21 protein-coding genes are annotated in these 26852 nt (G+C 66.5%); 3 read left to right on the plus strand and 18 right to left on the minus strand.

Features of this window, described 5'->3' with window-relative positions:
• Positions 1–5: 5 nt before the first annotated feature.
• The 4 genes from AC1DT6_RS28400 to AC1DT6_RS28415 form a co-directional block, all read right to left on the minus strand.
• The gene (locus AC1DT6_RS28400; protein ID WP_441629548.1) at positions 6–1466 is read right to left on the minus strand and encodes a 3-oxoacyl-[acyl-carrier-protein] synthase III C-terminal domain-containing protein; all 1461 of its coding nucleotides are present in this window, start codon (positions 1464–1466) and stop codon (positions 6–8) included.
• Positions 1467–1556: 90 nt separating this feature from the next.
• Positions 1557–2336 carry an AMP-binding protein gene (locus tag AC1DT6_RS28405; RefSeq protein ID WP_441629549.1) on the minus strand — a complete coding sequence of 260 codons (780 nt, stop codon included), beginning with the start codon at positions 2334–2336 and terminating at the stop codon, positions 1557–1559.
• Positions 2337–2371: 35 nt separating this feature from the next.
• Positions 2372–3349 carry a Bug family tripartite tricarboxylate transporter substrate binding protein gene (locus AC1DT6_RS28410; protein WP_441629550.1) on the minus strand — a complete coding sequence of 326 codons (978 nt, stop codon included), beginning with the start codon at positions 3347–3349 and terminating at the stop codon, positions 2372–2374.
• A gap of 355 nt (positions 3350–3704) precedes the next feature.
• Positions 3705–7529: a LuxR C-terminal-related transcriptional regulator gene (locus AC1DT6_RS28415; RefSeq protein ID WP_477103717.1), complete on the minus strand. Its 3825-nt coding sequence runs from the start codon at positions 7527–7529 to the stop codon at positions 3705–3707.
• A gap of 271 nt (positions 7530–7800) precedes the next feature.
• On the opposite strand from AC1DT6_RS28415, the gene AC1DT6_RS28420 reads away from it, so the two are divergent.
• A complete protein-coding gene (locus tag AC1DT6_RS28420) occupies positions 7801–8571 on the plus strand; it encodes an enoyl-CoA hydratase/isomerase family protein (protein WP_477103718.1) in 771 nt (256 codons plus the stop codon).
• Positions 8572–8652: 81 nt separating this feature from the next.
• Positions 8653–9792 (plus strand): acyl-CoA dehydrogenase family protein, encoded by a 1140-nt coding sequence (locus AC1DT6_RS28425; protein ID WP_441629553.1) that lies wholly within the window; start codon positions 8653–8655, stop codon positions 9790–9792.
• Positions 9793–10050: 258 nt separating this feature from the next.
• Here the strand turns inward: AC1DT6_RS28425 and AC1DT6_RS28430 are convergent, their stop codons facing one another.
• The 12 genes from AC1DT6_RS28430 to AC1DT6_RS28485 all read right to left on the minus strand — a co-directional run bounded on the left by AC1DT6_RS28430 (position 10051) and on the right by AC1DT6_RS28485 (position 22977).
• Positions 10051–11061, minus strand: a complete 1011-nt coding sequence (locus AC1DT6_RS28430) for a Bug family tripartite tricarboxylate transporter substrate binding protein (protein ID WP_441629554.1) — start codon at positions 11059–11061, stop codon at positions 10051–10053.
• Between the two features lie 57 nt (positions 11062–11118).
• Positions 11119–11883 (minus strand): SDR family NAD(P)-dependent oxidoreductase, encoded by a 765-nt coding sequence (locus tag AC1DT6_RS28435; protein WP_477103719.1) that lies wholly within the window; start codon positions 11881–11883, stop codon positions 11119–11121.
• Entirely contained in the window at positions 11880–13592 is a 1713-nt protein-coding gene (locus AC1DT6_RS28440; RefSeq protein ID WP_477115135.1) for an AMP-binding protein, read from the minus strand. The genes AC1DT6_RS28435 and AC1DT6_RS28440 overlap by 4 nt, the downstream gene beginning before the upstream one ends.
• Positions 13589–15157, minus strand: a complete 1569-nt coding sequence (locus AC1DT6_RS28445) for a class I adenylate-forming enzyme family protein (protein WP_441629557.1) — start codon at positions 15155–15157, stop codon at positions 13589–13591. The genes AC1DT6_RS28440 and AC1DT6_RS28445 overlap by 4 nt, the downstream gene beginning before the upstream one ends.
• A gap of 99 nt (positions 15158–15256) precedes the next feature.
• Positions 15257–16369: a CaiB/BaiF CoA transferase family protein gene (locus AC1DT6_RS28450; protein WP_441629558.1), complete on the minus strand. Its 1113-nt coding sequence runs from the start codon at positions 16367–16369 to the stop codon at positions 15257–15259.
• A 63-nt stretch (positions 16370–16432) separates the two neighbouring features.
• Positions 16433–16807 carry a hypothetical protein gene (locus tag AC1DT6_RS28455; protein WP_441629559.1) on the minus strand — a complete coding sequence of 125 codons (375 nt, stop codon included), beginning with the start codon at positions 16805–16807 and terminating at the stop codon, positions 16433–16435.
• A gap of 57 nt (positions 16808–16864) precedes the next feature.
• Complete coding sequence (locus AC1DT6_RS28460; protein WP_441629560.1) at positions 16865–17635, minus strand: citryl-CoA lyase; 771 nt, start codon at positions 17633–17635, stop codon at positions 16865–16867.
• Entirely contained in the window at positions 17629–19773 is a 2145-nt protein-coding gene (locus tag AC1DT6_RS28465; protein ID WP_441629561.1) for an acetate--CoA ligase family protein, read from the minus strand. Before AC1DT6_RS28465 ends, AC1DT6_RS28460 begins: the two co-directional genes overlap by 7 nt.
• Positions 19770–20270 (minus strand): MaoC family dehydratase, encoded by a 501-nt coding sequence (locus AC1DT6_RS28470; protein WP_441629562.1) that lies wholly within the window; start codon positions 20268–20270, stop codon positions 19770–19772. The genes AC1DT6_RS28465 and AC1DT6_RS28470 overlap by 4 nt, the downstream gene beginning before the upstream one ends.
• A 30-nt stretch (positions 20271–20300) precedes the next feature.
• Positions 20301–21464, minus strand: coding sequence for an acyl-CoA dehydrogenase family protein (locus AC1DT6_RS28475; RefSeq protein WP_441629563.1), 1164 nt, complete (start codon positions 21462–21464; stop codon positions 20301–20303).
• Positions 21457–22206, minus strand: coding sequence for an SDR family NAD(P)-dependent oxidoreductase (locus AC1DT6_RS28480; RefSeq protein ID WP_441629564.1), 750 nt, complete (start codon positions 22204–22206; stop codon positions 21457–21459). Before AC1DT6_RS28480 ends, AC1DT6_RS28475 begins: the two co-directional genes overlap by 8 nt.
• A 30-nt stretch (positions 22207–22236) precedes the next feature.
• On the minus strand, positions 22237–22977 hold the full coding sequence (locus AC1DT6_RS28485) for an IclR family transcriptional regulator (protein WP_441629565.1): 741 nt from the start codon (positions 22975–22977) through the stop codon (positions 22237–22239).
• Between the two features lie 206 nt (positions 22978–23183).
• Here AC1DT6_RS28485 and AC1DT6_RS28490 point away from each other — a divergent pair, with 206 nt between their 5' ends.
• Positions 23184–24200 carry a Bug family tripartite tricarboxylate transporter substrate binding protein gene (locus tag AC1DT6_RS28490; RefSeq protein WP_441629566.1) on the plus strand — a complete coding sequence of 339 codons (1017 nt, stop codon included), beginning with the start codon at positions 23184–23186 and terminating at the stop codon, positions 24198–24200.
• A gap of 180 nt (positions 24201–24380) precedes the next feature.
• On the opposite strand, the gene AC1DT6_RS28495 is transcribed toward AC1DT6_RS28490, so the two are convergent.
• The gene (locus AC1DT6_RS28495) at positions 24381–25625 is read right to left on the minus strand and encodes a CaiB/BaiF CoA transferase family protein (RefSeq protein ID WP_441629567.1); all 1245 of its coding nucleotides are present in this window, start codon (positions 25623–25625) and stop codon (positions 24381–24383) included.
• A 20-nt stretch (positions 25626–25645) separates the two neighbouring features.
• Positions 25646–26812, minus strand: a complete 1167-nt coding sequence (locus AC1DT6_RS28500; RefSeq protein WP_477115136.1) for an acyl-CoA dehydrogenase family protein — start codon at positions 26810–26812, stop codon at positions 25646–25648.
• Positions 26813–26852 lie beyond the last annotated feature (40 nt).

Here is a 26852-nt window from a genome sequence, read left to right on the forward strand (position 1 = left end):
TCCCCTTATGCCGACACCGGCGTGGCTTTCCAGAAATAGCGCGGATAGTTGCGCGCCTTGTCGACGTCCTTGATGCGGAACGCCATCCGCAGCGGTGTGCCGACGTCCAGTCCCTGCGGCCCGACATCGACGATTTCCATCAGTACCCGCGCATCGTTGTCGAACTGCACAAAGCCGACGTAGAGGGGCGGCGAGGGGTGATAGGACAGCCAGTCCGCGGTACTGGTCAACACCTTGGCCGGCACGTCGTACAGGTGCGCGCGTGTGAATCCGGCCGCCGGSGCGTTGCAACCTGCCTTGACGCAATAGGCCAGCTGCGGGAACTGCAGCGTGCCGCAATGAGGGCACTTGCCGGCGACAAAGCTGGCGAGCTGGTGCGCGCAGCGGTACTGCTCGGTGAAGGCGGTCTTGACCGGCTTCTCGGCGCGCATGCCCCATTCCAGGTCGATGGAGCCGCCATACGACAGCATGCGCAGGTAGGCGTCGTGGATCTGGCCGTCGGCGATGGCGCAGGCCACGCCGCGGCGCGGCCTGAATCCGAGAATGGCTTCGGTCACGCGCAGCACCAGCACGTCGCAGCCCTGGCCGAAGCCGGCGACCACGATCACCTGGCCTGGCTGCGCGCGCTCCAGCACATCGGCCAGCATCAGGCAGGCGTGCGCCGCGCCGGCATAGCCACAATGCTCGTCCAGGTGTGCGCTGACGGCTTCAGGCGCGAAGCCGCAACGCTTGGCCACCATCGCGGCAGCACCCTTCAGGGCCGATGCCAGGATGAAATGGCTGACGCCCGCGGGCGCGACGTTGGCGTCGGCCAGTGCCTGGGCCACGGTGCCCGGCACGACCTTGCCGTAGCCCTCGTCGCGGATCCAGCGCTCCTCCCAGTAGTAGTCGTACTTCCCGTCGGCGGCGCGGAAGTGGTCCACGAACAGGTTGGTGCAGCTGGCGCTGCCAATCAGGCTGGCCAGGATGTCCTCGCTGCCCAGCGTGAACGCCGCGGCGCCGGCGCCATAGGTCAGCTCTTGCGTGCTGGCAGGCTTGCCGGCAGGGTTGTCGCTCGCGACGAACAGCGCCTTGCCGTCCGCGGCGCGCAGCTGCGCCAGCAAGCCGGACACCCCGGCGCGCTGCGACAGGCCGACGTCCTGCGTGCGGACATTGGCCGGCAGGTCGAGCGCGCCCGCCACGATGCTGGCGCTCTGCAGGTCGCCGAAGGCGGGCCGCGTGGTGGCCAGCGCGAGCGCGGAAAAGTCGTGGCGAGGGCGGTGGTCCAGCGCGTCGCGCGCGGCTTCCACCGCCATGGTCACGCTGTCCTCGTCCCAGTTGCAGAAAGCGCGGTGGCCTTTGGCCAGCGCGGCATTGCCGGGCGCCATCCAGCGGTGAGCCGCGGCGATGGCGGCGCGCTGCATGCGCAGGCGGGGCACATAACCGCCGTATCCGGTGATTCCGTAAGGTGTCGTCGTCTTGGTCATGATGTCGGTGCTGTGGTTGCGGCGCTTGGTGAGTCCCGTTGAGGGTCGCAATTCCTGTGGTCTGGCGTTAGCTGCAAGTAAGCTGGCAAATCAGCGGGCAAATGGCAGCAAGAGCGTGTCGCCCCGCACGACTGCCTGGTGCAGCGAAGCGAGGCTGGCCATGCCGCCTGGCGAGGCGGGCATGGCACGGTCCGCCATGCGCGCGAAGCCCCGATGGCTGAGGGTCGTGGCGCCCGGCTGGCCCGGGCCATCCGGCGCATGCAGCAGCACGGCCGGGTCCGGTCCGCTCGCCACCATGGGCACCGGCCCGATACCTGCGGCCAATGCATCCGCGAAATCGTGCACGACGGCAGGCCGAGCCTTGCCGGGCGCCTTGCCTTGCGCGCTGCCGGAAAGGCCGGACGGCGCCGGGCACGCGGCGACAATGCAGCCACGCAGTCCGCCCTCGCCGAGCAGGGTCGTCACGGCGGCCCGGGCTTCCTGCGCGGCGATGGCAACCCGCGCGCCGGTATCGCTGGCGCAGCGGGCCATGGCCACCGGCGTCATGGCCGGGTTCATCGCCACGACCACGGCATCGCAGCGCAATACGGCATACCAGGCGACCGCGAGCTGCGGGCCGTCCCGCATCGCCAGCAGCACGGGGTCGCCGCGCCGCACCGCAAGGTGCTGCTGCAGATAGCCGGCCAGGCACAGGGCGGCGCGGTGCAGGTCGCCATAGGTGATGCGTTGGCCCTGGTATGCAATCGCGCAGCTGTCGTGGTCGCGCTGCGCGCGGGCCTCGAGGTATCCGAAGAGGTGGCAGTCCCGCGCGCCGGACGCATCGTCGGCGCCGGCGGACGATGCCGCCGGGAAGCAGGAGAGGACGGACATGTCGTTCGCCAGAGTCATCGGGCCGGATCCCGTGATCACTCGGGCTGGATGCCGGCGAGGTTGATCAACCGCTTCCACATCTTCTGGTCCTCGACGACGCTCTTGCCAAGCTCGGGACCGGTGGCCGGGAAGGCCAGGCTGCCGCGCTCCGCATAGTGGGTCTTGGCTTCCGGCGAGCTGACGAATTCGAGGCTCAGGCGCGCCAGCTTGTCGATGATCGGCTGCGGCGTGCCGGCCGGCGCAAACAGGCCGGTCCAGCTCACCATCTGCACGCCCTGCACGCCGGCTTCGGCCAGGGTGGGCGTGTCGGGCAACAGGGCCATGCGGCTCGGGCTCATGACCGCCAGCGCGCGCAGCTTGCGGGCCTGGACTTGCGGCACCGCGGACGCGATATCGGTAAGGCCGTAGTCCATGGTGCCGCCCATCAGGTCGGTCATCATGTTGGCCATGCCCTTGTATGGGACGTTGACCGCCTTGATGCCGGCGGCCTCGTTGAAGGCGGCGACCGCGACCTGGGAGGGCGCGCTGGCCGTGCCGTAGTTCAACTTGCCGGGCTTGGCGCGCGCGCCGGCTATCAGTTCGGCCACGTTGTGATAGGGCGAGCTGGCGGGCACCACGATGGCCACCGGCAGCATCGACAAGCGCGCGATGGGCGCGAAATCCTTGCGGGCATCGTAGGGCAGGTGCTTGAACAGGTTCGGGTTGGCCGCCATGGTACCGGAGGTGGCCAGCAACAGCGTGTAGCCGTCCGGCGCTGCCTTGGCCACGAACTCGCCGGCCATGATCATGTTGGCGCCGGGGCGGTTGTCCACCACGAAGCTCTGCCCGAGCTTCTCTGCCAGGTACTTCGCCAGCAGGCGCGTATAGGCGTCAGCGCCGGTGCCTGCGCTGGAGACGGACACCACCCGCACCATCCGCTCGGGGTAGTGCTGCGCGGTGGCCGGGACAGCCAGTGCCAGCAGGGAGCAGAATGCCGCGATGCGTCGACGGGCGAGTGAGGTGAAGGGGGTCATGCGGGTCTCCTGTCATTCGTTGTTTTGTGGATAGGCGCTGCGGGCAGCGCCGGAACCGGTTCCCGTATCCAGCATGGCGGGGACGACTCTTTCGGCGGAGTCACCGTGTTCTCGTGTTGGCTGAATGATTGCCGTGCCAGGGGGGGAGGGCACTCCCCGGGCCGGGGGGGCGGCGCGTGCGGGGCGCCGTTCGGGTGGCGAGGGTGTTTCGTATGAAACGGCAAGGCGGCCAGGTTTGCACGACGCCGGCAGGCTTGCCGTGCGTCAGGGATGGTGTCGCGGATTCACAGCTGGTGTGCTGCCGGCCGCGCGTGAGACGCGCGGATCCCGCAACCGCGGGCCGCCGGCCTGGCGCTTATGTGCGCTGCGCGGGTGGTTGTGTGCCGGCCAGGTCGCGCAGGCGCGCGGCGGCACCGCCACGCCCGGTCACGCCGAGCTTGGCGTAGATGTTCTTCAGATGCCACTTCACCGTCTCCGGCGACAGGTTCAGCACCAGCGCGATCTTCTTGTTCGGCATGGCTTGCGCAACCAGGCTAAGTATCTCGTGCTCGCGCTCGCTGAGTGCTTGAGAGGCTGAGGCCGGCATGCCCTTGCGGGGGCCAGCATCGTGGGGCGCGGCGGCGGCGGCCGATTGCAGGCGCTGCGCATAGAAGGTCAGCACGGGATCCAGCGCTTGCGTGTCGAGGAGCGCGCCGAGAACCCGGGGCAGGTCGCTGGAAACATCGAGCAGGGTGCGCACCAGGCCGAGCCGGTGGCCGATCCGCAGTGCCTGGCGCAAGTGCGGCAGCGCCGCCTGCGCGTTGCCGAGCTGCTGCCGGGCGATGCCCAATTGCAGCCACAATGTGGCGACCCGCACCTGCTGGCCACGTTGCTCGCAGGCGCGGATATAGGGCTCTATGCGGGCCACGGCGCCGGCGAAATCATGGACGTAGAGGCACATCTCGATGCGGGCGCGCTCCACGCCGTAGGTGACGCGCAGGGATTTTCCGGCGTGGCGGGCGCCAAGCGCCTCGAGACGTTGCAGCACGGCACCGGCCTGCTCCATCTGGCCCTGGTCCAGGTGGTGCCGCAAGCGCAGCCCGAGCGCGCTCACCAGCAGCCTGTCCAGCCCGAAACGCACGGCATAGGTCTCGAGCCGGTCCAGGCAGGTACCCGCCTCCGCGCGGCGGCCCGTCAGCCATTGCGCCTCCGACAGCACCAGCAGCGCGCGCATCACGGTGTCGGGCAGCGAGACGCGCTCCAGCACGTCAATGCGCGGCTCCAGCAGCCGCAGCGCCCCCTCGAAATCGTTCAGCTCGTATAGCGTATCCGCAAGCAGCCCGGCGGCCATGCACGACAGGCCCGCATAGGGGGCGCCGCGCTCGTCGGCCTCGCGCAGCACCTCGCGCACGATCCGCTCGGCCGGGACGATGCTACCTTCCAGCGTCAGGCTCATGGCGCTGATGCAGCGGCCCAGCAGGCGGCTGCGCGGCGCGCCGGGGCGCTCGCCGGTGTCATCGAGCACCGCTCGCGCGCGATCGTACTGGCCACGGTAGACGTAAGCCCACGCCAGGATGTTGCTGCGGCCGGTCCAGGCAAAATCGCTGGCATCGCGAGGAATGTCGCGCACGGCCTCGAGCAGGGCGTACACCGTATCGGTATCGTCCTGCTGCAGCGCCAGGCCGCAGCGCAGCAGGGTGATGGCGTAGCGCTGGCCAGCGTCAAGCATGGCGTGCTGCGATTCCATCCGTGCCAGGCTTTCCCGCAAGGCGTCGAACTTCCGCGTGTACAACTGCAGGTAAGCCGAGGCGACAAGAATGCCGAAGCGCGCCTGCACCTGCTCGGCCGGCAGCCGGCGCAGCAGGCTGGCCAGCTGGCCGAGCTCGCCCCCGGACAGCAGCTCGTAGGCGCAGGTCTCCACCATGGCGGCGGCCGCGCCCGCGTCGCCCGCGAGCACGGCGTGGCGCACGGCATCGTCGATATGTCCGCGCTCGCCAAACCAGTGCCATGCGTCCACGTGGAGCGCGCGTCGCGCATCGTCGGACCACCCTGCCACGCGCGTCAGCAAGACCTCTCGCAGCAGCGGATGCAGGCGATACCAGGTTTCCCGGTCGTGGCTGCCGATCTGCGTGATGAACAGGTTATCGTTCTCCAGCCGCGCCAGCCGGGCCTCCATCTGTGCGGCGTATTGAGGCTGTCCCAGCACGCTGGCGCACAGTGGGGCGCAGATGCGGTTGCAAACGGCCATGCGCGTCAGCATGTCCAGGTCGTCGGGCGCCAGGCGCACCAGCACTTCCTGCTCGAAATAGCTGGCGAATGTCCGCGCGTCGCGCACCTGGACGAGCGGGTAGGTGCCGCCCCCCCGAGCCCGCAGGTCCACGGCAAACAGCTGCAGGCCCGCAACCCAGCCGTCGGTGAGCGCGTGCAGGGCGGCCGCGTCGCGCTTGCCGATGCCCCCCAGGCGTTCGCACAGGAATTGCTCCGATTCGTCGGCGGTAAAGCGAAGGTCGCGCATGTCGACCTCAGTGAGCTTGCCTTGCGAGCGCAAGCGCTCCAGCGAGAGCGGCAACGCGCTGCGGGAGCTGAGCGCCAGGTGCACATGCGCGGGCACATAGTCCAGCAGCCACTGCAACGCCTGGTAGATACGCGCGTCGTCGATATGGTGCAGGTCGTCGAGCATCACCACGATTTCGCGCCGATACCGGGCAAGGCCCTGCACCAGGCTGATGACCCAATGCTCGATGGCGGCAGCGTCAGTGTCGCGCCCGATCAGCAAGGCGGTTTCCCGCACAATGGCGGGATCCACTTCGCCGATGCTGGCCAGCAGGCAATCGAAGAAGCGGCCCGGTTCGTTGTCCTCCACCGCCAGGGAAAGCCAGGTGACGTCGTAGTCCAGCGCCAGCAGCGACCTGCGCCAGGCCAGCAGGGTACTGGTCTTGCCACTGCCGGCCTGGCCCTGGACGACGACGCAGCGCTGGCGCCGCGCTTCCTGCAGGCGCGCCATCAATGCCTCGCGCGGAATCAGGTTGCGGGCCACGCGGGGCGGCATCACCTTGGTGCTGGCAATGGGCTCCACGGCGCTGCCCGATGCTGGCATGTCCGTGGCTTCTGCTGTCGAATGGCTCCGTGAGGCGTGTTCCTGCTCCGCGGAATCTGCGAGATGTGTTGCGTCGTCACCGGAACTTAAGGCCTGCGCGAAAGCCGCGGCCGGCTTGAGCTCCTGAGCGGGCATCCAGATATACGGCCTGCCGTCGCCGCGCGGAAGGTGCGCGTCGATTGCCTCCAGCAATAGCGGCATGGAGGGCACTCCGGGCCGCCGCGGTTGCGCGGCGGTGGCGCGGAAAAAGCGCTGCAGCATCCGCAGCCATGATGCAGGGTTCGGCGCGAAGTGGGCTTCGATACGAGGGTGCCGTGCCAGCCACTTCAGCACGGCCGCGTGCTGATGCGTCGCGTAGTTGTCGGCGATCAGGTGAAGGCGCGCGCCGGCCGGCGTGCTGCGCTCGAGCTTGCGCAGGAAGGCAAGCCACTCGCTTTCGCGCTGCCGCGTCTGCATTGCCGTCCGGGTCCGCGTCGGGGTCTGCATGTCCTCCTGCATCCCCTTGAGCGCGGCCAGCAAGCGCGCGACGCTGGCAGGCCGGCCGCTGTGCGCGGCCTCTTCGGCCGGTGCTGGCATGGTCTCGCCGCCGGCATGGATCGCCAGGGCATGTTCGGACGGCGCCATATACAGGCCAACGATTTCCAGAGGCTCGCCGGCCAGGCCGAGGTCGGCGGCGACGCCGGGTTTCTGCGCGGCGGGCGGCGCCAGGCCGGCCGCCCGCCAGTGCCGCGAGATGCTTGCGGCACTCACCCCCAGCTGTTCGGCCAGCTTGCGGGTGCTCCAGGGGGCGGGTGAATCCGGCCGGCCCTGGGTGGTCAGCGCTACCAGCCGCGCGATGTCGACCTTTACCGGGGGCGCGCCGCGCGGAAGGCTGGCCTCGATGCCCGCGAGCCGCAGCTTCGCATAGCGCTCGCGCCAGCGCGAAACCTGCACTCGGCCCACGCCGAGCCGTTCGGCGATGTCCTTGTTCTGCATGCCCGCCGCGGCCAGCAGCACCATGTGTGCGCGCTGTGCAAGGCGGGTGGCGCCGCCGTCGGCATCCCGCAATTGTTCCAGTGCGGCGCGCTCGGCGTCGGTGAGAACAATGTCAGGGGCTACTCGCATTCACGCACTCCATCGGGCTTGCCGCGTTCCGAAAATCGAAGCGCAGTAGAACATAACTTCCGTTTTGCGTGCAACTCTCCGTAACCATGATAGCCGCGGAACCGGCGAGGCGGCCGGGTGCCTCCGTCCGGCCCACCCCGAACGAGTAGTGCCAGGGGCGGGGCGGACGATTAGATTGATCCTGCCGAAAGATCAACATCGACATYGACATCGACATCGACATCGACATCGACGTCGAGACGGATACCCGTACATATTCCTGGAGACACACATGAGTTTTTCGCAAGCAGTGGTCGGCTCGGTTGGCTGGCTGACCTTGACCCGTCCCGACAAGCTGAACAGCCTGACCCGCGAGATGGTCGAGGGTATGACGGCGCAGTTGCAGGCCTGGCGCGACGATCCCGCCGTGCGCGTCGCGGTGCTCACGGGTACCGGGCGCGCCTTCTGCGCCGGGGCCGACCTCAAGCAAGGCGCGGCGCCGCCCGCACCTGGCGAAAAGGACTCACTCGACATCATCGTGGCTTTTTTCGACACGCTGCGTGCATTTCCCAAGCCCGTGATCGCGGCAGTCAACGGCCTGGCGCTGGCCGGCGGGCTGGAAGTGGTGCTGGCCTGCGACATCGTCCTGGCTGCCGAAAGCGCACGGCTGGGTGATGCGCACTCCAACTATGGCGTATTTCCCGGCGGCGGCGGTGCGGCGATCCTGCCGCGCAAGGTGCCGGACAACGTGGCCCGCTACCTGCTGTTTACCGGTGACTCGCTGAGCGCGGCCGAGATGAAGGGCTATGGCCTGGTCAACGAAGTCCTTGCCGATGCCGAACTGTGCGATCGCGCGCAGGCGCTGGGCGACAAGCTGGCCCGGAAGAGCCCGCTGGTGCTTGCGCGAATGAAGCGCGTGGCGGCACAGGCCACCGACAAGACCACGGCGGATGCGCTGCGCCAGGAGGTGCTGGAGCTGCGCGATCACAAGCGCTCGTACGACATCCAGGAAGGCCTGCGCGCCTTTGCCGAGAAGCGCGAGCCTCAGTTCCGGGGCTATTGATCGCATCGCGCGCATCGCGCCAATCCCGAATGCATTGCCGGCTTCGCCGCCGCGCCTAACCTAAAGCCAAGAGTATCGACCATGACATATCAACTTCCCACCGAAGACCAGACCCTGGCGGTCGAGAGCTTCCGCAAGTTCCTGCAGGCCGAGATCAAGCCCGTCGTCAAGGAGTATCGCGACCGCTTCATCCCCAAGGAAACCATGCGCGAGCTGACCCAGAAGATCGCGCAGTTCGGCTTGCCCGGCTGCACGCTCCCCGTCGAGCATGGCGGCATGGGCTTGTCGTTCACCACGCATTGCATGCTGTTCGAGGAACTGGTTGCCTGTTCGTGCGATATCGCGCTGACCGTGATGATCAACAACGGCATCGCCCGGCGCCTGCTGTCGGCAAAACCGGAGATTCGCGACCGCTACCTGCCGGGCATCCTGGCAGGCAAGCTGTTCGGCTGCGCCGGTATCAGCGAGCCGGACGTCGGCTCCAACGTAGCCGAGATCAAGACCCGCGCGGTGCGCGACGGGGACCACTTCATCATCAACGGTGAGAAGACCTGGATCACAAACGGCTTTTACTCCGACTTCCTGATCTGCACCGTGCGCGGCGAGAACGGGCTCTCGCACATCGTGATCGACCGCGAGGCGCATGGCTACGAGGCGCGCAATATCCAGAAGATCGGGCTGAACTCGCAATCCACCGCGCAGATCTTCATCACCGATGCACGCGTGCCCGCCACCAACCTGATCGACGACGAAGGCGCGGGCCTGAAGAACACCATGAAGATGTTCGAGCACGCTCGCGGCCATGTCGGCATGCTGTCGGTCGGCATCATGCGAGCAGCGCTCGAAGAATCGATCGCCTATGCCAAGGAGCGCAAGCAGTTCGGCAAGATCATCGCCGGCCATCAGCTGATCGCGGCCAAGATCGCGGACATGGCGATGATGCTCGACGCCGCCCGCCTGATGTGCATGCGCGTGTTTGGCATGATGGATGCCGGCGTGCGTTGTGACCTGGAGGCTTCCATGGCCAAGGCATTCGCGACCGAAGCCGCGGTCCAGGTGTGTCGCGACGCCGTCCAGCTGCACGGCGGCAACGGCATCACCAAGGAGTTCAACGTAGAGCGCTATCTGCGCGAAGCCATCATCATCCCGATTCCCGATGGCACCACGGAGATCCAGCGCTTGTTCATCTCGCGCCGGCTGACGGGGATTTCGGCGTTCTGAGAGGGGGAGGCGAGGAAGGCCGGCGCTGGGGGGCGCCGGCTTTTTTCGTTGGGCGTTCATCCGACGGCTATGTTGTCCTCGGCGCAGAAGGCAACCAGCGCTTCGGTAACGCCGAACGTGGGGCTATCCGGATCATGGACCGGCACGGAGAGGCCCAGGTCGATGCCATGGCATCGCGCACGGAACTGGTCATCCCCCCGCAGCACGTGATCGATGAAAGGTGGCCCGGAGGTGGCCGCACCGCGCCACGTCTTGGAATCACTCGGGCTGCAGGCCCGAGACTGCGATCATGCGTTTCCAGATGGCCTGATCGGAAATGACCGTCTTGCCCAGTTCGGCGCTGGTTCCAGGGTTCGGCATGGTGCCATGGGCGGCGTGATGAGCCATGGCGATCGGCGAGGTAGCGAATGCCAGGATCAGCCGTTCCAGATTGCTGACAATCGGCGCTGGCGTGCCCGCCGGCGCGAACAGCCCGACCCAGCTGATCCTTGAAATGGCATCGGCCATCGCGGCGTCCTGCATGCCGGTTTCCGCCAGGGTCGGAACGCCTGGCGCTTGCGGCAGCCGCTTGGCGCTCAGCATGGCAAGCGCGCGCAGTTTGCCGGACTGCAGGTGCGGCAGGATGTAGGAAGCCTCGACGACGCTATAGTCCACGACGCCGCTGATCAGATCGGGCAACAGGCCGGCGGCGGACTTATAGGGAACATTGACCGATTTGATTCCTGCCGCCTCATTGAAGGCCGACACCATCACCCGATAGCCCGTGCTGACGGTGGCGCAGTTGAGCGAGCCCGGCCTCGCACGCCCCGCGGCAACCAGGTCGGCGACGGTCTTGAAGGGCGAGGTACCGGGCACAAGCAACGCCAGCGAAAGCGAAGAGACGCGAGCCAGCGGCACGAAGTCCTTCACCGGGTCGTAGGGCAGGCGCTTGAACAGGAAGGGATTGGCGGACATCGCGCTGGACGCGGCAAGCAGCAGGGTGTAGCCGTCCGGGGCGGCCTTTGCCACGTAATCGGTAGCGATGATCATGTTGGCTCCGGGGCGGTTCTCGACCACCACGCTCTGCCCAAGCGCCTCGCCAAGGTATTTGGCCGGCTGGCGGCTGTAGTCGTCGAGTACCGTGCCTGGGCTCGTGATCGAGACGATCTTGATATACCGCTCTGGATACTTCTGCGCCTGCGCCCTTGCTGGCGACGCCAGGGTCAGTAGCGCGCCGCCGGCGGCGAAGCCCATGATGCGTCTTCGGGTCCGTGAAACCAGGGTGTCCATGCGTTCTCCTCGTGCGTTGTTGTCATGCGTGATGAAAGCTGTGCGCGTGTTGGGGCATCAGCGGGCCGACATCCGGATGGCGCCATCCAGCCGAATGGTCTCGCCATTGAGCATCGCGTTCTCGATGATGTGCATCGCGGTGGCGGCAAATTCCTCAGGCATGCCGAGCCGCGCGGGATGCGGCACCGACGCGGCGAGCGCGGAGCGTACATACTCCGGCGCCTTGGCAAAGAGCGGTGTGTCGAACACGCCGGGGGCGATGGTGCAGACGCGGATCAGCCTGTGCGCGAGGTCGCGCGCCGCCACCAGCGTCATGCCGACCACGCCGGCTTTGGCCGAGGCATACGGCGCCTGGCCGATCTGGCCTTCGTACGCCGCGACCGATGCCGTGAGCACGCATACGCCGCGTTCGCCATCGACGGGCTCATTCAGGGCCATGCGCGCCGCTGCCAGCCTCAGCGCATTGAAGGTACCCACCAGGTTGGTGCGAACGATCGACTCGTACTTCTCCAGCGAGCCCGCACTGCCATCCCTTTCGACCACGCGCACCGGACCTCCCGCGCCTGCGCAATGGATCAGCACACGCAGGGCGCCGAGCGAGGCGGCCGTATCGCAGGCGTGCAACATCTGCGCGGCATCGCAAACGTCCGCCCTGACAAAGCGCGCCAATGGCCCCAGTTCGGCCGCCGCGGCAATGCCATGGGATTCGGACAGGTCGGCTATCACCACGGCAACGCCCCGGCTGACCAGCTCGCGGGCGCACGCGAGGCCAAGCCCCGACGCGCCTCCGGTAACGACAGCAGACAATGCCGCAATCTTCATTGCCTTTGCACCATGTCCTGTTGATCGGGTGACTGCCCGGCGGGCCGATGCTTGTGCACCTGTTGGGGGTGATTCTTCAACGCCTCGATCAGGACGCGGTCCTGCGGCTTCTCCGATGCGGTCTTCGGGATCTGTTCCAGCACCTGTACAAAGGACGGCACGAAATTCGTCTCGAGACGCGCGCGGCAACTGGCAAACAGGTCGTCCACGTTGAAGGCCTTGCCGCGAGCCGGTACCACGGCCGCGACGACATCCTTTTCGCCCGGTGCCCCGGAGGCGGCTTTGACACCATAGACATAGACGTCGTCGACCAGTCCGGATTCCGCGATGGCCTTTTCCACGAATGCCGTATTGATGAAATCTCCGTTGCGCCGGATGCCGTTCCCCTTGCGGTGATCAAAGAACAACCAGCCCTGCGCATCCTCATGCACCATGTCGCCCGTGTGCAACCAGCCATCCGCGCACTTGACCGCGGACGCCTCGGGGTGGTTCACGTAGTCGACCCGATAAGGCTGGCCGTCGGCGTGCCGAAGCAGCAGCTCGCCTGACGCGCCGGCCGGTACATCGTGTCCTTGCTCGTCGACGATGCGGTGGATGAAGTTGGGACTCGGTCTGCCGATGCTCCCGACCGGGCCAGCGTCCACCGGGTTGAAAGCCATGCCGCCCTCCGCCTGGCCGTAGAATTCCAGGATCCGTGCGCCGAAGCGTTGCTCGAACGGGCGCCACAGCGCTGCCGGCATGCCCGCCGAGATGACCAGGCGCACGCGGTGATTGCGATCGCCGGGCCTTGGCGGCTCCGCGTACAGCGCCGCCGGCATGCCACCCAATAACGTGAGGGTGGTGCAACCGTATTGCCGGGCAATGTCCCACAGGCGCGATTTGGTGAAGCGGCGGGAGAACACTGCGTGCAAGCCGCCGCACAGTGCCGCTCCCAGCGTCACGGTCTGGGCGTTGCCGTGGGTCAGCGACAGTCCGGAATAGAGCGTATCCGTGCCGGTGTAGCCGAACCGTTCCAGCACGCTCCTCGCTGACGTGCAGTAGCGGCGATGGGTCAGCACAATCCCCTTGGGATCGCCGGTGGTGCCGGAGGTGAAGAGGATCTCCATGGCGCTGTCTGGTTCTGTCCCGTCATGCGGCAACTCATCCTGGCAAGGCAGGCGCAGGGCGTCCATGCCGAGTGCCGACGCCGGCCACGCAGATGGCTCTGGCCCTTCGTCCGTAGCCAGTACGAACACGTGCCTGAGGTCAGGCAGCGCGCACGGGATCTCTGCAATCTGAGGCAGGGCATAGTCCGCCATGACCAGGGCACAGGCTGCCGAATCGCGGATCATGAAGCGAAGCTTTTCGCCACGGGTTCTTGGATCAATGGGGACGACTACCGTCCCCAGGATCGCCGAAGCGATCAACAGTTCGACGACCTCGGCATGGTTGGCCATCAGCGTGGCGATGATATCGCCCCGGCGGTAGCCCATCGAATGCAAACCATGGGCCATTGCCTGCCCGTTACGCCACAGATCGCCGTAAGTCCGGACCTGATCCGGGCGTACCGATGCGCCCTCGAAGGTCAACGCAACCCGATCGGGATCGTGCTTCGCGTGGTCGCGCACCACGCCCGCGGTGGTGAGATGGGGGGGAACGTGCATGAGACGGGAGACCCTCAAAGAGTGAAATGCAAAGGCGACATTCTCTTTACGCCTTCCCAACGTCAAGCTACCCGCCGCGTGTGGCCTTTCCAGTACTTCTCCCGCACCTGCCTGCGCTGTACCTTGCCGACGACGCTGACCGGCAACTCGGCGACGAAGGTGATCGCCTTGGGTGCCTTGAACCTGCCAATGCTGCTCTTGACGTGCTCGATAAGCACCGCCTCGCTGACCTCGGCGCTTTGCTTGAGCACGACCTCGGCATGCACGGCCTCGCCCCATTGCTCATGCGGAATGCCCACCACGGCCGAGATGGCAACCGCAGGATGCGAATTCAGCGCGGCTTCGACTTCGATGGCGTAGACGTTGAAGCCGCCGGTAATGATCATGTCCTTCTTGCGGTCCACGATGAACAGGAAGCCGTCTTCATCGACATAGCCGAGGTCGCCGGATTTCCAGAAGCCGTCCTCGAATTCGGCCGCCGTTCCCTCCGGATTGTTGAAGTATCCCGGAATGATCCCGCGGCCCCGCAGCCAGATTTCGCCGGTCTGGCCCGGTGGGAGTTCCTTGCCCGCTTCGTCGGCCACCAGCAGTTCGGTGCCCGCTATCACGCGGCCCGCGGAGCCCAGCCGTTCGTCCGTGGCGGTGGCGTGGTCGGCCTTGGTCAGCGCGCTCACGCGCTGGATGCACTCGGTGGAGCCGTATACCTGCACGAAGATATTGCCGAAGCGCTGCTGCAGCTGCCGCAATTTGACCGGGCTCATCGGCGCCGCGCCATAGAAGAGGGTGCTCAGGCTGGACAGGTCGTAGGCCGACGCCTGCGCCATGTCCAGCAGGCGGTAGAGCAGGGTGGGCACCATCATGCCGATGGTGATCTTCTCGGTTTCGACATTGCGGCACCACTGGTCCAGGTCGGGCATGTTCTGCGTGACCGTGCAGCCGCCGCGGAACAGCGTGGGCAGCATGCCCATGCCCGAGCCGTGGCTGATCGGTGCCATATGCATGTAACGGGTGCCGGCGTCCAGCCAGTGCTCGTCCACCGCATAGAACGAATCGCGGTTGGAGAGCCAGTTGTCCATGGTGTACTGCGCGCACTTGCTCTTGCCGGTGGTGCCGCCGGTGAAGCGGTACACCAGGATGTCGCTGGTGGTGTCGCTTTCGATGCCGGGATCCGTATCCTCGACGCCTTCGAGCAGGTCGCCGAAGCAGGACAGGCCGTCGCGCGCGGTTGCGGGCGGGTCCATGCAGACTACCTGGATGCCGCGCTCGCGCAGCATGTCGAAGTAGCGGTCGAGCAGCGCGTTCTCAAGGAATACGACCTTGGGACGGATGAAATCGATCTGCCAGCGGTGCTCGTCGATGGAATCCCGGTAGTTGGTCCAGGCGACGGCGGCCTCGCCCTTGAGCGCGGTCCAGGCGTGCAGCAGCGACAGGTTGTCGTTTTCGAGGATGCACATGTAAATGTCGCCACGGCGCAGCGACAGCCGCTCGCGCATCATGTTGACGACACGATTGGTGTAGCGATGCAGCTCCGCGTGGGTGAAACGCCGGCTACGCTCGATGTTGACCAGCGCCTCGCGGTCGCGATGGAGCATCGCCAGTTGCCCGGTCAAGCGGGCGAAGTTCATCTTCATTCTTGTCTCCGTCATGCAAAGGTGGCGCATGCCTGGCGTAACATGCGCCGAATAGTCTGTTGGCAGTGCCCTGGCCCTTCTGGCGCCGCGCCTGTGCCGTCAGCGCGCGAGCCAGTCGGCGAGCACGGCATCGGTATGCTCGCCGCGATGGGGAATTGCCCCCGGCGCGCCGGCGGGTGTCCCGGAAAAACGCGGCGCCGGATTCGCCTCCAGCACGCCGCGCTCGCGCGTGTAGACGCCGCGCGCCTGCATATGCGGATGGTTCGCCGCTTCCTCCGGGCTGAGCACAGGCGCAAAGCAGACGTCGGTGCCTTCCAGCTGCGCGCACCAGGCATCGCGGTCGCGGCTGGCAAAGAGGATAGTCAGGCGCTCGCTGAGTTGGGGCCAGATGGCACGGTTGTACTGATCATCGTAGGTCGGATCGGCATCCAGGCCGAGCTTCTCGCGCAACTGCTGGTAGAACTGCGGTTCGACCGGGCCGATGGAGATATGGCGGCCGTCGGCGCAACGATAGGTCTTGTACCAGTGGGAACCGTCCAGCAGGCTCGTTCCGCGCGGGCCATCCATCCTGCCGGATGCCATCAGCCCGTGCAGCAGCGTCATCATGTGGGCGCTGCCATCGACAATGGCAGCGTCGACGACCTGGCCCTTGCCGGTCGTGCGCGCGCTTGTGATGCCCGCCAGCAAGCCCACGGCGAGATACATGGCGCCGCCGCCAACATCCCCGACCAGGCTTGGCGGCGCCACCGGCGCTTCGCCGGGCTGGCCCGCATACCAAAGCGCGCCGGACAGCGCGATGTAGTTGATATCGTGTCCGGCGGCACGGGCGAGCGGGCCATGCTGGCCCCAGCCTGTCATGCGTCCATACACCAGGCGCGGATTGCGCTGCAGGCAGAGTTCCGGACCCAGCCCGAGCCGCTCCATCACGCCGGGGCGCATGCCTTCGATCAAGGCGTCGCACTGTGCGGCCAGGTCCATCACGGTGGCCACGCCAGCCGGCGTCTTCAGATCGATGGCCACGGCGCGTTTGCCGCGCCGCGACAGCGCATGTTGGCTCAGGTCCGGCTCCTGCGCGCCGGCCGGCACGCGATCGACCACGACCACGTCCGCGCCCAGGTCGGCCAGCAGCATGCCGCAGAAGGGGCCGGGACCGATCCCCGCCATCTCCAGAACACGGATGCCGGCCAGCGGGCCCGCCCTGTTTGATTTCATCGTGTTGTCTCCGTACTTGTCTTGCAGGGCCCTGGAACAGGGATTGCGCCGCCTGTCAACCGGTCAGCGGAAGGACGGCTCGGGCATGGGGCCCGGCATGCGGGCCCGTGCCACGCCGAGCATGCGGCGATGCGCCGCCCAGAACAGGACGCGCAATGAGAAACCCCGAGCCCCCGTCATGGCCTGCTTGCATTCATCCGCATGCAGCTCCACCGCAATCCCGAGTTCCGCCGCCGCCGCGTAGCAGAGGATCTTCAGGCGCGGGTCGCTGGCGCGAATGCGGCTGTCGATCATCTGCCGCAGCGTCAGGTTGTAGGCATGGGGGTCGCCGCCACGCGCCGAACTGGCGGCGCACTGCTGCAGGTGCCGGCTGAACTGCCGGACTTCCTGCCGCAGGTCGATGAGCCCTTCCATGCGGGATGGGGATAGCTGTGGCATATCGTCAATCCGGCATCGGCGCCATGCCGCGGGCAACAGGGAGCATGGGGAGTGCCGTCATGGCAGCACGTTGCGCGGGTCGTCCTTCAGCACCAGTTGCCAGGCTTCCCGCGCCATGGGCGCGCTCTTTTCTTCCATCACGTGCGCAAGCAAGCCAGCCGAGCGGCCGACCAGCGACAGGCCGCGCGCGATCAGCGGATCGAGGCCCATGGCCGCGACCACGGCCGCGATCGCACCCACCGCATTGAGCGGCAGCGGCTTGTTCTGTTCCTTGGTCAGCACCTGGCCGATGGCGTCCATCAGGCGCCAGTGCACGCCGTAGTAGCCATTGGCGCGCGACAGTTCGCGCAGTGTCGGCACGCGCGGATCGCCATCGACGTGGATCGGGTGGCCGACGCCGTAGATCGGCTTGCGCAGTTCCTTGTGACGGCGGATCACGGTCCGCGCCGCCTCGAGGATCTGCTCATCGGTGGCGTCGCTGGTCAGCTCGCGGGCGCCCTCGATCAGCATCTCCGCGCCATTCTGCATGGTGCCGAGGAAGACGCTGCCGGCGCCCAGCAGGCCCGCGGCAACCGCGCCCTGGAGCGCCTCGGGCGCGCCAATGTAGGTCAGGCGCGCCGCCAGCGAGCTGGGCGTGATGCCGTGGTCGGCCGTGGTCACCAGCAGGGCGTTGACCATGACCTTTTCCTGCTGGCTGGGCAGGCGCGCCAGGGTGGTGTGGAAGATCATGTCGACGAAGTCGAACTTGCCGATGATCTCGGTGGCCAGGTTCAGGCCACGCACCATGATGGTGTCGGTGGTCGTGTAGCCGATTTCAGTCTTTACCATTGGGAAGGCTCCATTCCTTGATACGAGAGGACAGCGTCCAGCGCGGTCACTCCTTGTCCTTGCGGCCGGACCGCAAGCGGGTTGATTTCCAGCTCGTCGACCTGGCCGGCATGCCTGACGACGAAGTCGCTCAGCTTCACCAGCGTATCGACCAGCGCGTCGATGTCGCACGCGGGCTGGCCACGATGGCCCTTGAGCAGTTCGTGGCAGCGTGTCTCGGCGATCATCTGCCGGGCCGACTTCGGCGTTAGCGGCAGCAGCCGCCGGCTGACGTCCTTGAACAGTTCGATGCTCACGCCGCCCAGCCCGAAAGTGCAGACGTGGCCGAACACGGGATCGCGGTGAATGCCGACCACGGCTTCCACGAAGGGTGAGGGCAGCATGGGCTCCACCAGCACACCTTCGATCTCGCCGGGCGCGCACGCCTTGCAGCCGTTGGCATGTATCGCCTCAAACGCGGCCTTGGCGTTGCTTTCGGATGCGATGCCCAGGCATACGCCGCCGATATCGGTCTTGTGAGTAATCGCGGGGCTGACGATCTTCATCACCGCCTTGCCGTTCGCCACGTCGCGGAAGGCCTGCGCGGCTTCGTCGGCGGAGCGGGCAACCACGCCGTCGGGTACGGGGATCCCCGCCTTTTTGAGCAGAGACTTGGTCCTGGCTTCCGACAGGTTCGCGGTGGCTTCGGCCTCGCCCACGCTGCCCAGCGGCAGCCACTTGTGGTCGAACTCGGCGCGCCAGCGGCCATACGCGATGAAGCGCTTGATGGCCAGCACGGTGTTGCCGATGGCGCGCATGGGCATCAGACCGCCATCGATCATCTTGCGGTGGCCTTCGCCCGTGCGGTCGCTCATCCAGACCGGCACGATGGGCGTCGTCACTTCGCCCTGCACCTTGACCAGGCTTTCGCCGAGCAGGACGGTGGTCTGGCCGTACTCGACCGGAATCGGCACCATCACCAGGTCGGTATTCGGATCGCTCGCCGTCGCCTTCAGGGTGGCGTAGCTGACTTCCGAATTGACCAGCACTTCCGCCGTGACGTCGACAGGATTGTCGACGGCGGCATAGCCGGGCAGGGCCTTCTTCAGCGCGGCGACCGTCTCGGGCGCGAACTCGGCCAGCTTCAGGCCGGCGGTGCCGACCATGTCGGAGGCGAGCGCGGCGGTGCCGCCCGAGAAGCTATATACGGCAAGCTGTTCGCGGCCGGTGGGCGTCGCCCTGGACAGCAGCGAGGCGACATCGATCAGCTCGTCGATGTCATCGACCTCAATGATGCCCAGCTCGCGGAATACGGCGGTGTTGATCTCGGCGGAACCGGCAATGGCGGCCGTATGCGACTGGGCCGCCCTGGCGCCGTACTCCGACTTGCCGACCTTGATCGCCACGATCGGCTTGCCGCGGCGGGCCGCGTGCAGCGCGGCGGCCATGAAGCGCGGGCCGTTGCGCACGCCTTCCAGCGTGGTGACGATGACCTTGATATCCGGGGCGTCAGCCATGTAGTGGATGAAGTCGCTGACCTCCAGATCCACTTCATTGCCGCCGGAGCACCACAGCCCGATGCCGACGCCGCGATCCATCGACTGGATGAACGAGCGTCCGAGGCCGCCGCCCTGCGTGGCCACGCCGATCGGGCCGGGACGGCGGTCAATGCGCCAGGCCGGCGAGAACGTCAGGCCAAGGCGCGCGTTCATGTTGTTCAGTCCCGGGCAATTCGGACCGTAGATCCGCATGCCGGTGCTGTGCGCGATCGCGCGCATCTGCGCTTCCACGGCACGGCCGGCTTCGCCGGTTTCGCCGAAACCAGAGGTGAAGACGATGGCAAACTTGACGCCAATCTTGCCGCAGTCGCGCAGGGTGTCGAGCACCGTGTCCGCGCGCACGGCCAGGATGGCCAGGTCGGGCGCCGCCTTCAGGTCCAGCACGGAAGCCACGCAAGGCCGGCCATGGATCTCCGTGCGGCCCGGGTTGACCAGGAGCAGTTCACCAGTGAATTCCGAGTACTTGGTCAGGTTCTCCAGCGTGCGTCCGCCGATGCTGTCCGGCTTCTCCGAGGCGCCGACCAGCACAATCGATTGCGGCAGGACCAGCCTGGACAGGTCGGTGAAGCTCGGCGGCGAGGGATCGTTGCCTGCGCTCATTGTGCTTCCCCGGGGTGGCGGCGCTTGAACAGGCAGGTGGCGGCCATTTCGGCCACCACTTCGCCGCGTTGGTTGATGCCCTTGCGCAGGAAGCCGACGATGCCGCGGTCCGGGCGGCTGGTGGCCTTCTGCTCCACCACTTCGATGTCCACGCGGATGGTGTCGCCGATGAAGGTGGGCTTGGGGAACTTCAGCCGGTTCTCCAGCACGCTGAATAGCGAGCCTTCGAAGAATTGGTTGGGAATCGAGCGCGAAGTCAGGCCGGCCATGAACGACGCCACCAGCATGCCGTGGGCAATGCGCTGGCCGAAGATGGTGCCCTTGGCGTATTCGGCGTCGACGTGCACCTTGTTGAAGTCGCCGGTCAGCGCGGCGAAGGCAGCCACATCAGCCTCGGTGATGGTGCGCGACGAGGTCGAGTACGTCATGCCGGGAGTCAGGTCTTCCCAGTAAAGCGTGGTATTTGCGATCTGTTCGAGGATGGCGGGTTGGGTCATGTCTGGTGTCTCCGTATAGCGTGCCAGGGCTCAGGTCAGGGCGCTGATGCCCAGGATTTCGCGGCCGATGATGAGGGTCTGAATTTCCGTGGTGCCCTCGGGGATCATGCCGCCGCGGGTGTCACGGAAGATGCGCTCGATGGGGTATTCGGTGGCGTAGCCCATGCCGCCATGGACCTGCAGCGCGAGGTTCGCGACTTCGAAGGCGGCTTCCGTCGCATACAGCTTGGCGATCGAGCATTCCGTGCGCGAGTTGCCGTTCTGCATGGAACGCGCGGCGCGGTAGCCGAGCGCGCGCGCGGCCAGCGTCTTCATGGTCATGTCGACGATGTGCTTTTGCACCAGCTGGAACGAACCGATGGGGCGGCCGAACTGCTTGCGCTGCAGCGCATACTCGGTCGACAGGTCCAGCGCGGACTGCGCCGCGCCCACGGCGCCCATCGCCACGTTCAGTCGCCCGAAGTTAAGGCCGATGAGGATCTGCTTGAGGCCCTGGCCTTCGCGGCCGAGCAGGTTGGCGGCCGGCACTTCGGCATTGTCGAAGGAAAACGCGGCCGTGCCGGTACTGCGCGCGAACATCGTCTCGACCGGGCGGATTTCATACGGCGTTTCGTCCCGTTCGACCAGGAACAGCGACAGTTCGCCATTGCAGGTCTCGCTGAACGTGCGCGCCACGACGATGCCGAAGTCCGCGAACAGGCCGTTGGTGATCCACAGCTTGCTGCCGCTCAGCACGTAGCGGTCGCCGCGCTTGTCGGCCCGGGTCTTGATCTCGGCGACATTGGAGCCGACGTCCGGCTCCGAGATCGACACGAAGGTCTTGCGCTCGTTGCGCAGCAGCGGACGCATGAAGCGCGCCTTCTGGTCTTCCGTGCCGTAGGCGTTGATGATTCCGGAAACGATGTTCAGGCCGTTGAGCAGAATGCGCAGGGACAGCCAGCAATAGCCGGCTTCTTCCATCATCACGGCCCATGTCAGGTAGTCCAGGCCAAGGCCGCCGTCGGCTTCCGGCAGGTAGCCGCCGAGATAGCCGAAGTCCGCCAGGCCGCCGATCAGCTCGTGCGGGAAGCGCTTGTCGGCTTCGGCCTGCTGGATGCGCGGCGTGAAGTTCTCTTTCAGGTAGCGGCGGATGTTGTCGCGCAGCAGTTGCTGGCTGGCATCCAGTCCGTCGACGTCGAGCATCGGCTCAGCCATAGCGGCCTCCGGTCACGAAGAGGGTGGTGCCGGTGATGTAGCGGGCGTGCTCCGACGCCATGAAGGCCACCGCGCCGGCGATGTCGCTGGTCTGGCCGGGGAAGGTCACGGCGTTCTTCGCCATCACGTTCTCGAGGATGGTGTCGTAGTTCGGCAGGCTCTTGATGTATTCGGTCTCGATATAGCCCGGGGCGATCGCGTTGACCGTCACGCCTTTGCGCGCCTGCTCCAGCGACAGCGCGCGGGTGAAGCCGACCAGCCCCGCCTTGGCGGTGGAATAGTTGGCCTGGCCCGGGTTGCCGAACAACGCGCGCGAGCTGATGTTGATGATGCGGCCCCAGCCCTTCGCATGCATGAACGGCAGCGCGGCGCGGCAGCAGTGGAACGCGCCCTTGAGGGTCACGCCCAGCACCAGGTCCCAGTCGGCCTCGTCCATCTTGAGGATGGTGCGGTCCTTCACCAGGCCGGCGTTGTTGACCAGTACGTCGATGCCGCCGAAGGCTTCGTTGCCCGCCGCCATCATCTTGCGTACCTGCTCTTCATCGCGCACATCGCACTGCACCGCGATGGCCTTGCCGCCAGCGGCCTCGATGCCGCGCGCGGTCGCGTCGGCCGCGTCGAGGTCAAGGTCGCTGATGACGACAGCCATGCCTTCCTGCGCCAGCATGCGCGCGGTCTCGGCGCCGATGCCTCGCGCCGAGCCGGTGATGACCGCGACACGGTCTTTCAGTCCTAGGTCCATCTCTTTGTCTCCATTCTCTATGGGTTGGGTTCAACTGTCGGCCAGCAGCGAATTCCGGACTTCGCGCAGTGCCGCCAGGTAGGTTTCACGATGCTTTGCGATGCGTTCCGCCGGGCCCGCCAGCGAAATCCCGACCGGCTGGTCGCCCAGCCATCCCGCGACTGCCAGCGCGGTTACGCCCTCGGTGCCTTCGTCGCGCGCCTCGTACCAGCCGAGTTCGCGCCCGTGCGCCAGTTGCGCCATCAGCGGATCGATGTCGACCACCGTATGCGGGGTGATGGCCCTGCGTTCGATGCCTTCCAGCCTTGCGCGCGCGGCCTCGGGCGGAATCAGCCCAAGCAAGGCCTTGCCCAGCGCGGAGGCGTGCAGGGCAACGCGCTCGCCCACGTCCAGGATGTAGCGCAGCGGCAGCCGGCTTGGCTGCGCTGCGGCGACCTTGACGGCGGCGGATTCGAGCACGCCGAAAAAGGCGCTTTCATTGGTTTTTTCCGTCAGCTGTTCGACCGCCTCCTGGGCCAGCGTGGTCAGCGGGTCGTTCTCCCGGATCTGGCGCGCGGTCTCGAACAGGCGGCCGGTGGGGTAGAAGCGGCGCGTGCGCGACGTCCGCATCAGGTAGCCAAGCGAATGCAAGGTGTGCAGCAGGTCGGAGGAACTGCTCTCGGCGACCGCCAGCAGGCGCGCCATGTCGGAGTTGGAGAGCTCGCGTTTTTCGCGGGCAAACACCTCAAAAACGGCCATGGTTCGGCTGGCTGCCGGGATCGGGGTGGGCATGCTCGGGTTCCTGGAAGATTTCTGTCTACGACATATGGGATAACTATACGGGATTTCGTAGCTCGGTCAAGAAATAAAACTGCTGTTAAATACGATAGGCAGAAGTACACTACGGCAATCCGTAGGAAATGGGCTATCCATTTGCGAGAAAAGAGGTGTTGTTAGCACATTTAGTGACGTAAATGCCACATATAGGAGACTGACGAATGATTTGCCATTTCAAACTGAGCTCGCCACGTCCGGTGGGCCGCGCATGGGGCGTTGCCCTGGCCTTGTTCACAACAGGCTTGTGCTGGTCAGCTTCGCCGGCGTCGGCGCAGGCGGCTTACCCGTCAAGGCCGGTCACGCTGGTCGTGCCCGGGCCGCCGGGCGGCATCACCGACCAGCTGGGCCGGCTGGTGGCGGCCAGAATGACGAGCGATTTCGGTGTCAGGGTCATCGTGGACAACCGCCCGGGCGCTGGCGGCAATGTCGCAAGCGAGATCGTTGCGCGGGCAGAGCCCGACGGCTACACGATCCTGCTGGGTACGCAGGGCACCATGGCGACCAACCAGTACCTGTACAAGTCGCTGCGCTTCGACCCGGCCAAGGATTTCGTTGCGGTCCAGGGCTTGATGTCCGTGCCGAACATCCTGGTGGTCAACAGCCGCTTGCCATACCAGTCCGTCCAGGAACTGGTGACGTTTGCAAAAGCGCATCCCGGCAAGCTGACGGTGTCATCCGCGGGCAACGGCACGGGAACGCACCTGGCCGCCGAACTGTTCCAGGCGCAGGCCGGCGTAAAGTTCGTGCATATCCCGTACAAGGGCAGTGCGCCATCGATCAACGACCTGCTCGGCGGGCAGGTCGATATGACGTTCGACTACCCGGTGTCGACGCTTGCCCAGGTCCAGGCCGGCAAGCTTCGCGCACTCGCCGTGACCGGGTCAACGCGTTTGCCGTTCCTGCCGCAGGTACCTACCATCGCGGAGGCCGGCTATCCCGGTGCGCAGTCCACCTCCTGGATCGGGTTGTTCTTTCCCGCACGCACGTCGACCCCGGTTGTCATGAAATGGCAGACGCAGGTTGGGCGCTTGCTGGAAGACAGCGCGGCCGTGGAAGCGATCAGCAAGATGGGGGGAATGCCGCTGCCCCTGAGCGGCGAGCGGTTTGCCAGCTTTGTGCAGGCGGAGCGCATCAAATGGAAGGCAACAATCCAGCATTCCGGTGCGACTATCGATTAAGGGCGCAAGCGCCGGCTGGCTGCCGGTGCCTGGCTGGTTCGGGCCGGTTTGAACGCCGGCGCCACGAAGTGCCGAATGCCCATCGCACCGGGGTTCGGTCTATCTGTTTATCCGCTGCGCCAGTCCGCTGCTCCGGGAAGCGCCGCGGGAAGCGGAGTCCTTTATGGACGGACCCAGGCGCTACCGGATCGCGCCCACGCCGCGCATCGTTTCAATGTCTCCCTTCCCATAGCCGGCTGCCAACAGGATCTCGTCGGTATGCTCGCCCAGCATCGGCGCGCGCTGGCGCACGCCGCCCGGCGTACTGCTCAGCTTGATCGGCACGCCGGCAATCTTCACCGGCGCGGCCGAGCCCGGCTGTTCCACGTCGACCAGCATCTCGCGCACCCGGTAATGCGGGTCCTCGAAGATCTCCGCCGAGGTGTAGACCGGGCCGAACGGCACCTTGCCGCCCAGGCATTGCGCGATCTCCTCCTTGGTGCGCACGGCGGTGAACGTCTCGATGGCGTCGATGACGCGCTGGGCGTTTTGCACGCGCGCCGCGTTGGTGGCGAAGGCTTCGTCGCCGATCAGTTCGGGGCGGCCGATCGCCAGCGCCAGCTTTTCCCAGAAGGCGTCGTGCGCGCAGGCGATGGACACATAGCCGTCGCGCGAGCGGAACAGCCCGAAAGGGCAGAGCAGCGGGTGGCGGTTGCCTTCGGGCGCCGGCACCGCGCCGGTGTAGGAGGTCTGGTAGACGATCCGCTCGCACATGGCCAGCACGCAGTCCGTCATGGCCACATCGACGAACTGGCCTTCGCCGCTGGCGCGGGCGCGATGCACGGCGGCGAGGATGCCGATGCACAGCATCAGCGCGGGTACGGTGTCGCCCACGCCGGGGCCGATCTTGGTGGGCGTATCCCGGTCGGGGCCGGTGATGCCCATCATGCCGCCCATGGCCTGGGAGACCACATCGTAGGCTGGCCAGTGCGCGTAAGGGCTTTCGCCGCTGCGGGGGTCGCCGAAGCCGCGCACGGTGCCGTAGACGAGCCGGGGGTTGGTCTCGCGCAGCACCTCATAGGACAGGCCGAGCCGCTCCATCACGCCGGCGCGGAAGTTCTCCACCACGATGTCGGCGCCGTCTACCAGCCTGCGCACGATGTCGCGGCCGGCGGCGCTCTTCAGGTCGACGGCGATCGAGCGCTTGTTGCGGTTGACGCTCTGGAAGTAGCCGCCGAAATCACGCAGGGCATCGTCGTCCCGGAACGGGCCGGTGAGCCGCGTGCCGTCGCCGGCCATCGCTTCCACCTTGATCACCTCCGCGCCGTGGTCGGCGAGGATCTGCGTACAGAAGGGCCCGGCGAGCATCTGCGTCAGGTCGATGACGCGCAAGCCGGTGAGGGCGCCGGTCGCCTGTGCGGGTTTATCCATACTGGGTTTGGCCATGTTTTGCTCCACTGCGCTTATCACGCGGCAACCTTGCCCAACAGCGCATCGGAAATGATGCGCATCTGGATCTCGGACGTGCCTTCGAAGATTTTTGTCAGGCGGGCATCGCGCCAGTAGCGTTCCGCAGCGAAATGCGTGGTGTAACCGGCGCCGCCGTGGATCTGCAGGCCTTCGCTGGTGACGCGCTCGGACATCTCGCTGGCGAACAGCTTCACCATGGCGGCCTCGGTGTCGCAGCGCGTGCCCTCGTCGATCTTCTCGCAGACCGAGTAGAGCAGGGCGCGGGAGGCTTCGATCTGGGTTGCCATGTCGGCCAGCTTGAAGCGGATCGCCTGGAAGTGGCCGATGGGCGAGCCGAACTGCGCGCGGTCGCGGGCGTATTGCAGCGCGTCTTCCAGGCTGCCCTGCGCCAGCCCGACCGAGCGCGCGGCGGTGTGGGCGCGGGCGGTTTCCAGCCCGGCGGTGGTGAGGTAAAAGGCCTTGCCTTCCTCGCCGACCATCTTCGAGGCCGGCACGCGGCAGCCGTCGAATGCCAGTTCCCAGGTGGTCCAGCCGTGGTAGCCGATCTTGGGAATCACGCTGCCCTTGACGCCCTCGGGCAACTGCCCGCGCGGCTTCTCCACCATGAAGGCGGACAGGCCGCGGTGGCGGGCCTTGGGGTCGATGACGGGGTCGGTGCGGCAGGTGACGAGGATGAAGTCGGCCTCGTCGGCGAAGGTGCACCAGTACTTGCTGCCGGTGATGACCCACTCGTCGCCGTCGCGCACGGCGCGGCAGGAGATATTGGCCACGTCCGAGCCGGCATTGGGCTCCGACAGCGAGAAGGCGCCGAGGAACTCGCCGCGCGCCATGCGCGGCAGGTAGTCCGCCTTCTGCTCGGGCGGCAGGCCCTTGAGCGCGCCGATCAGTCCGTTGCCGCGCGCGATCAGGCTGCYCACGCTCATCCAGCCCCGCGAAAGCTGCTCCGCCACGAGGCAGTACTCGTAGGCGCCGAGACCCAGGCCGCCGTACTCCTCCGGGATCAGGATGCCGAAGTATCCCAACTCGGCCATTTCATCGATCAGGTCGCGCGGGATCTGGCCCTTCTCGGGATCCAGCTTGTTGGCGATCGGCAGCACACGCTCCATCGTGAATTGCTGTGCGGCTTCCTTGATCATGCGCCGCTCTTCGGTCAGTCGTTGCACCTTGCGCTCCTTTTGGTGTTTGGTTTGCTGTGATGTCGTC

The sequence above is a fragment of the Cupriavidus sp. 01L45 genome (genome assembly GCF_056399885.1).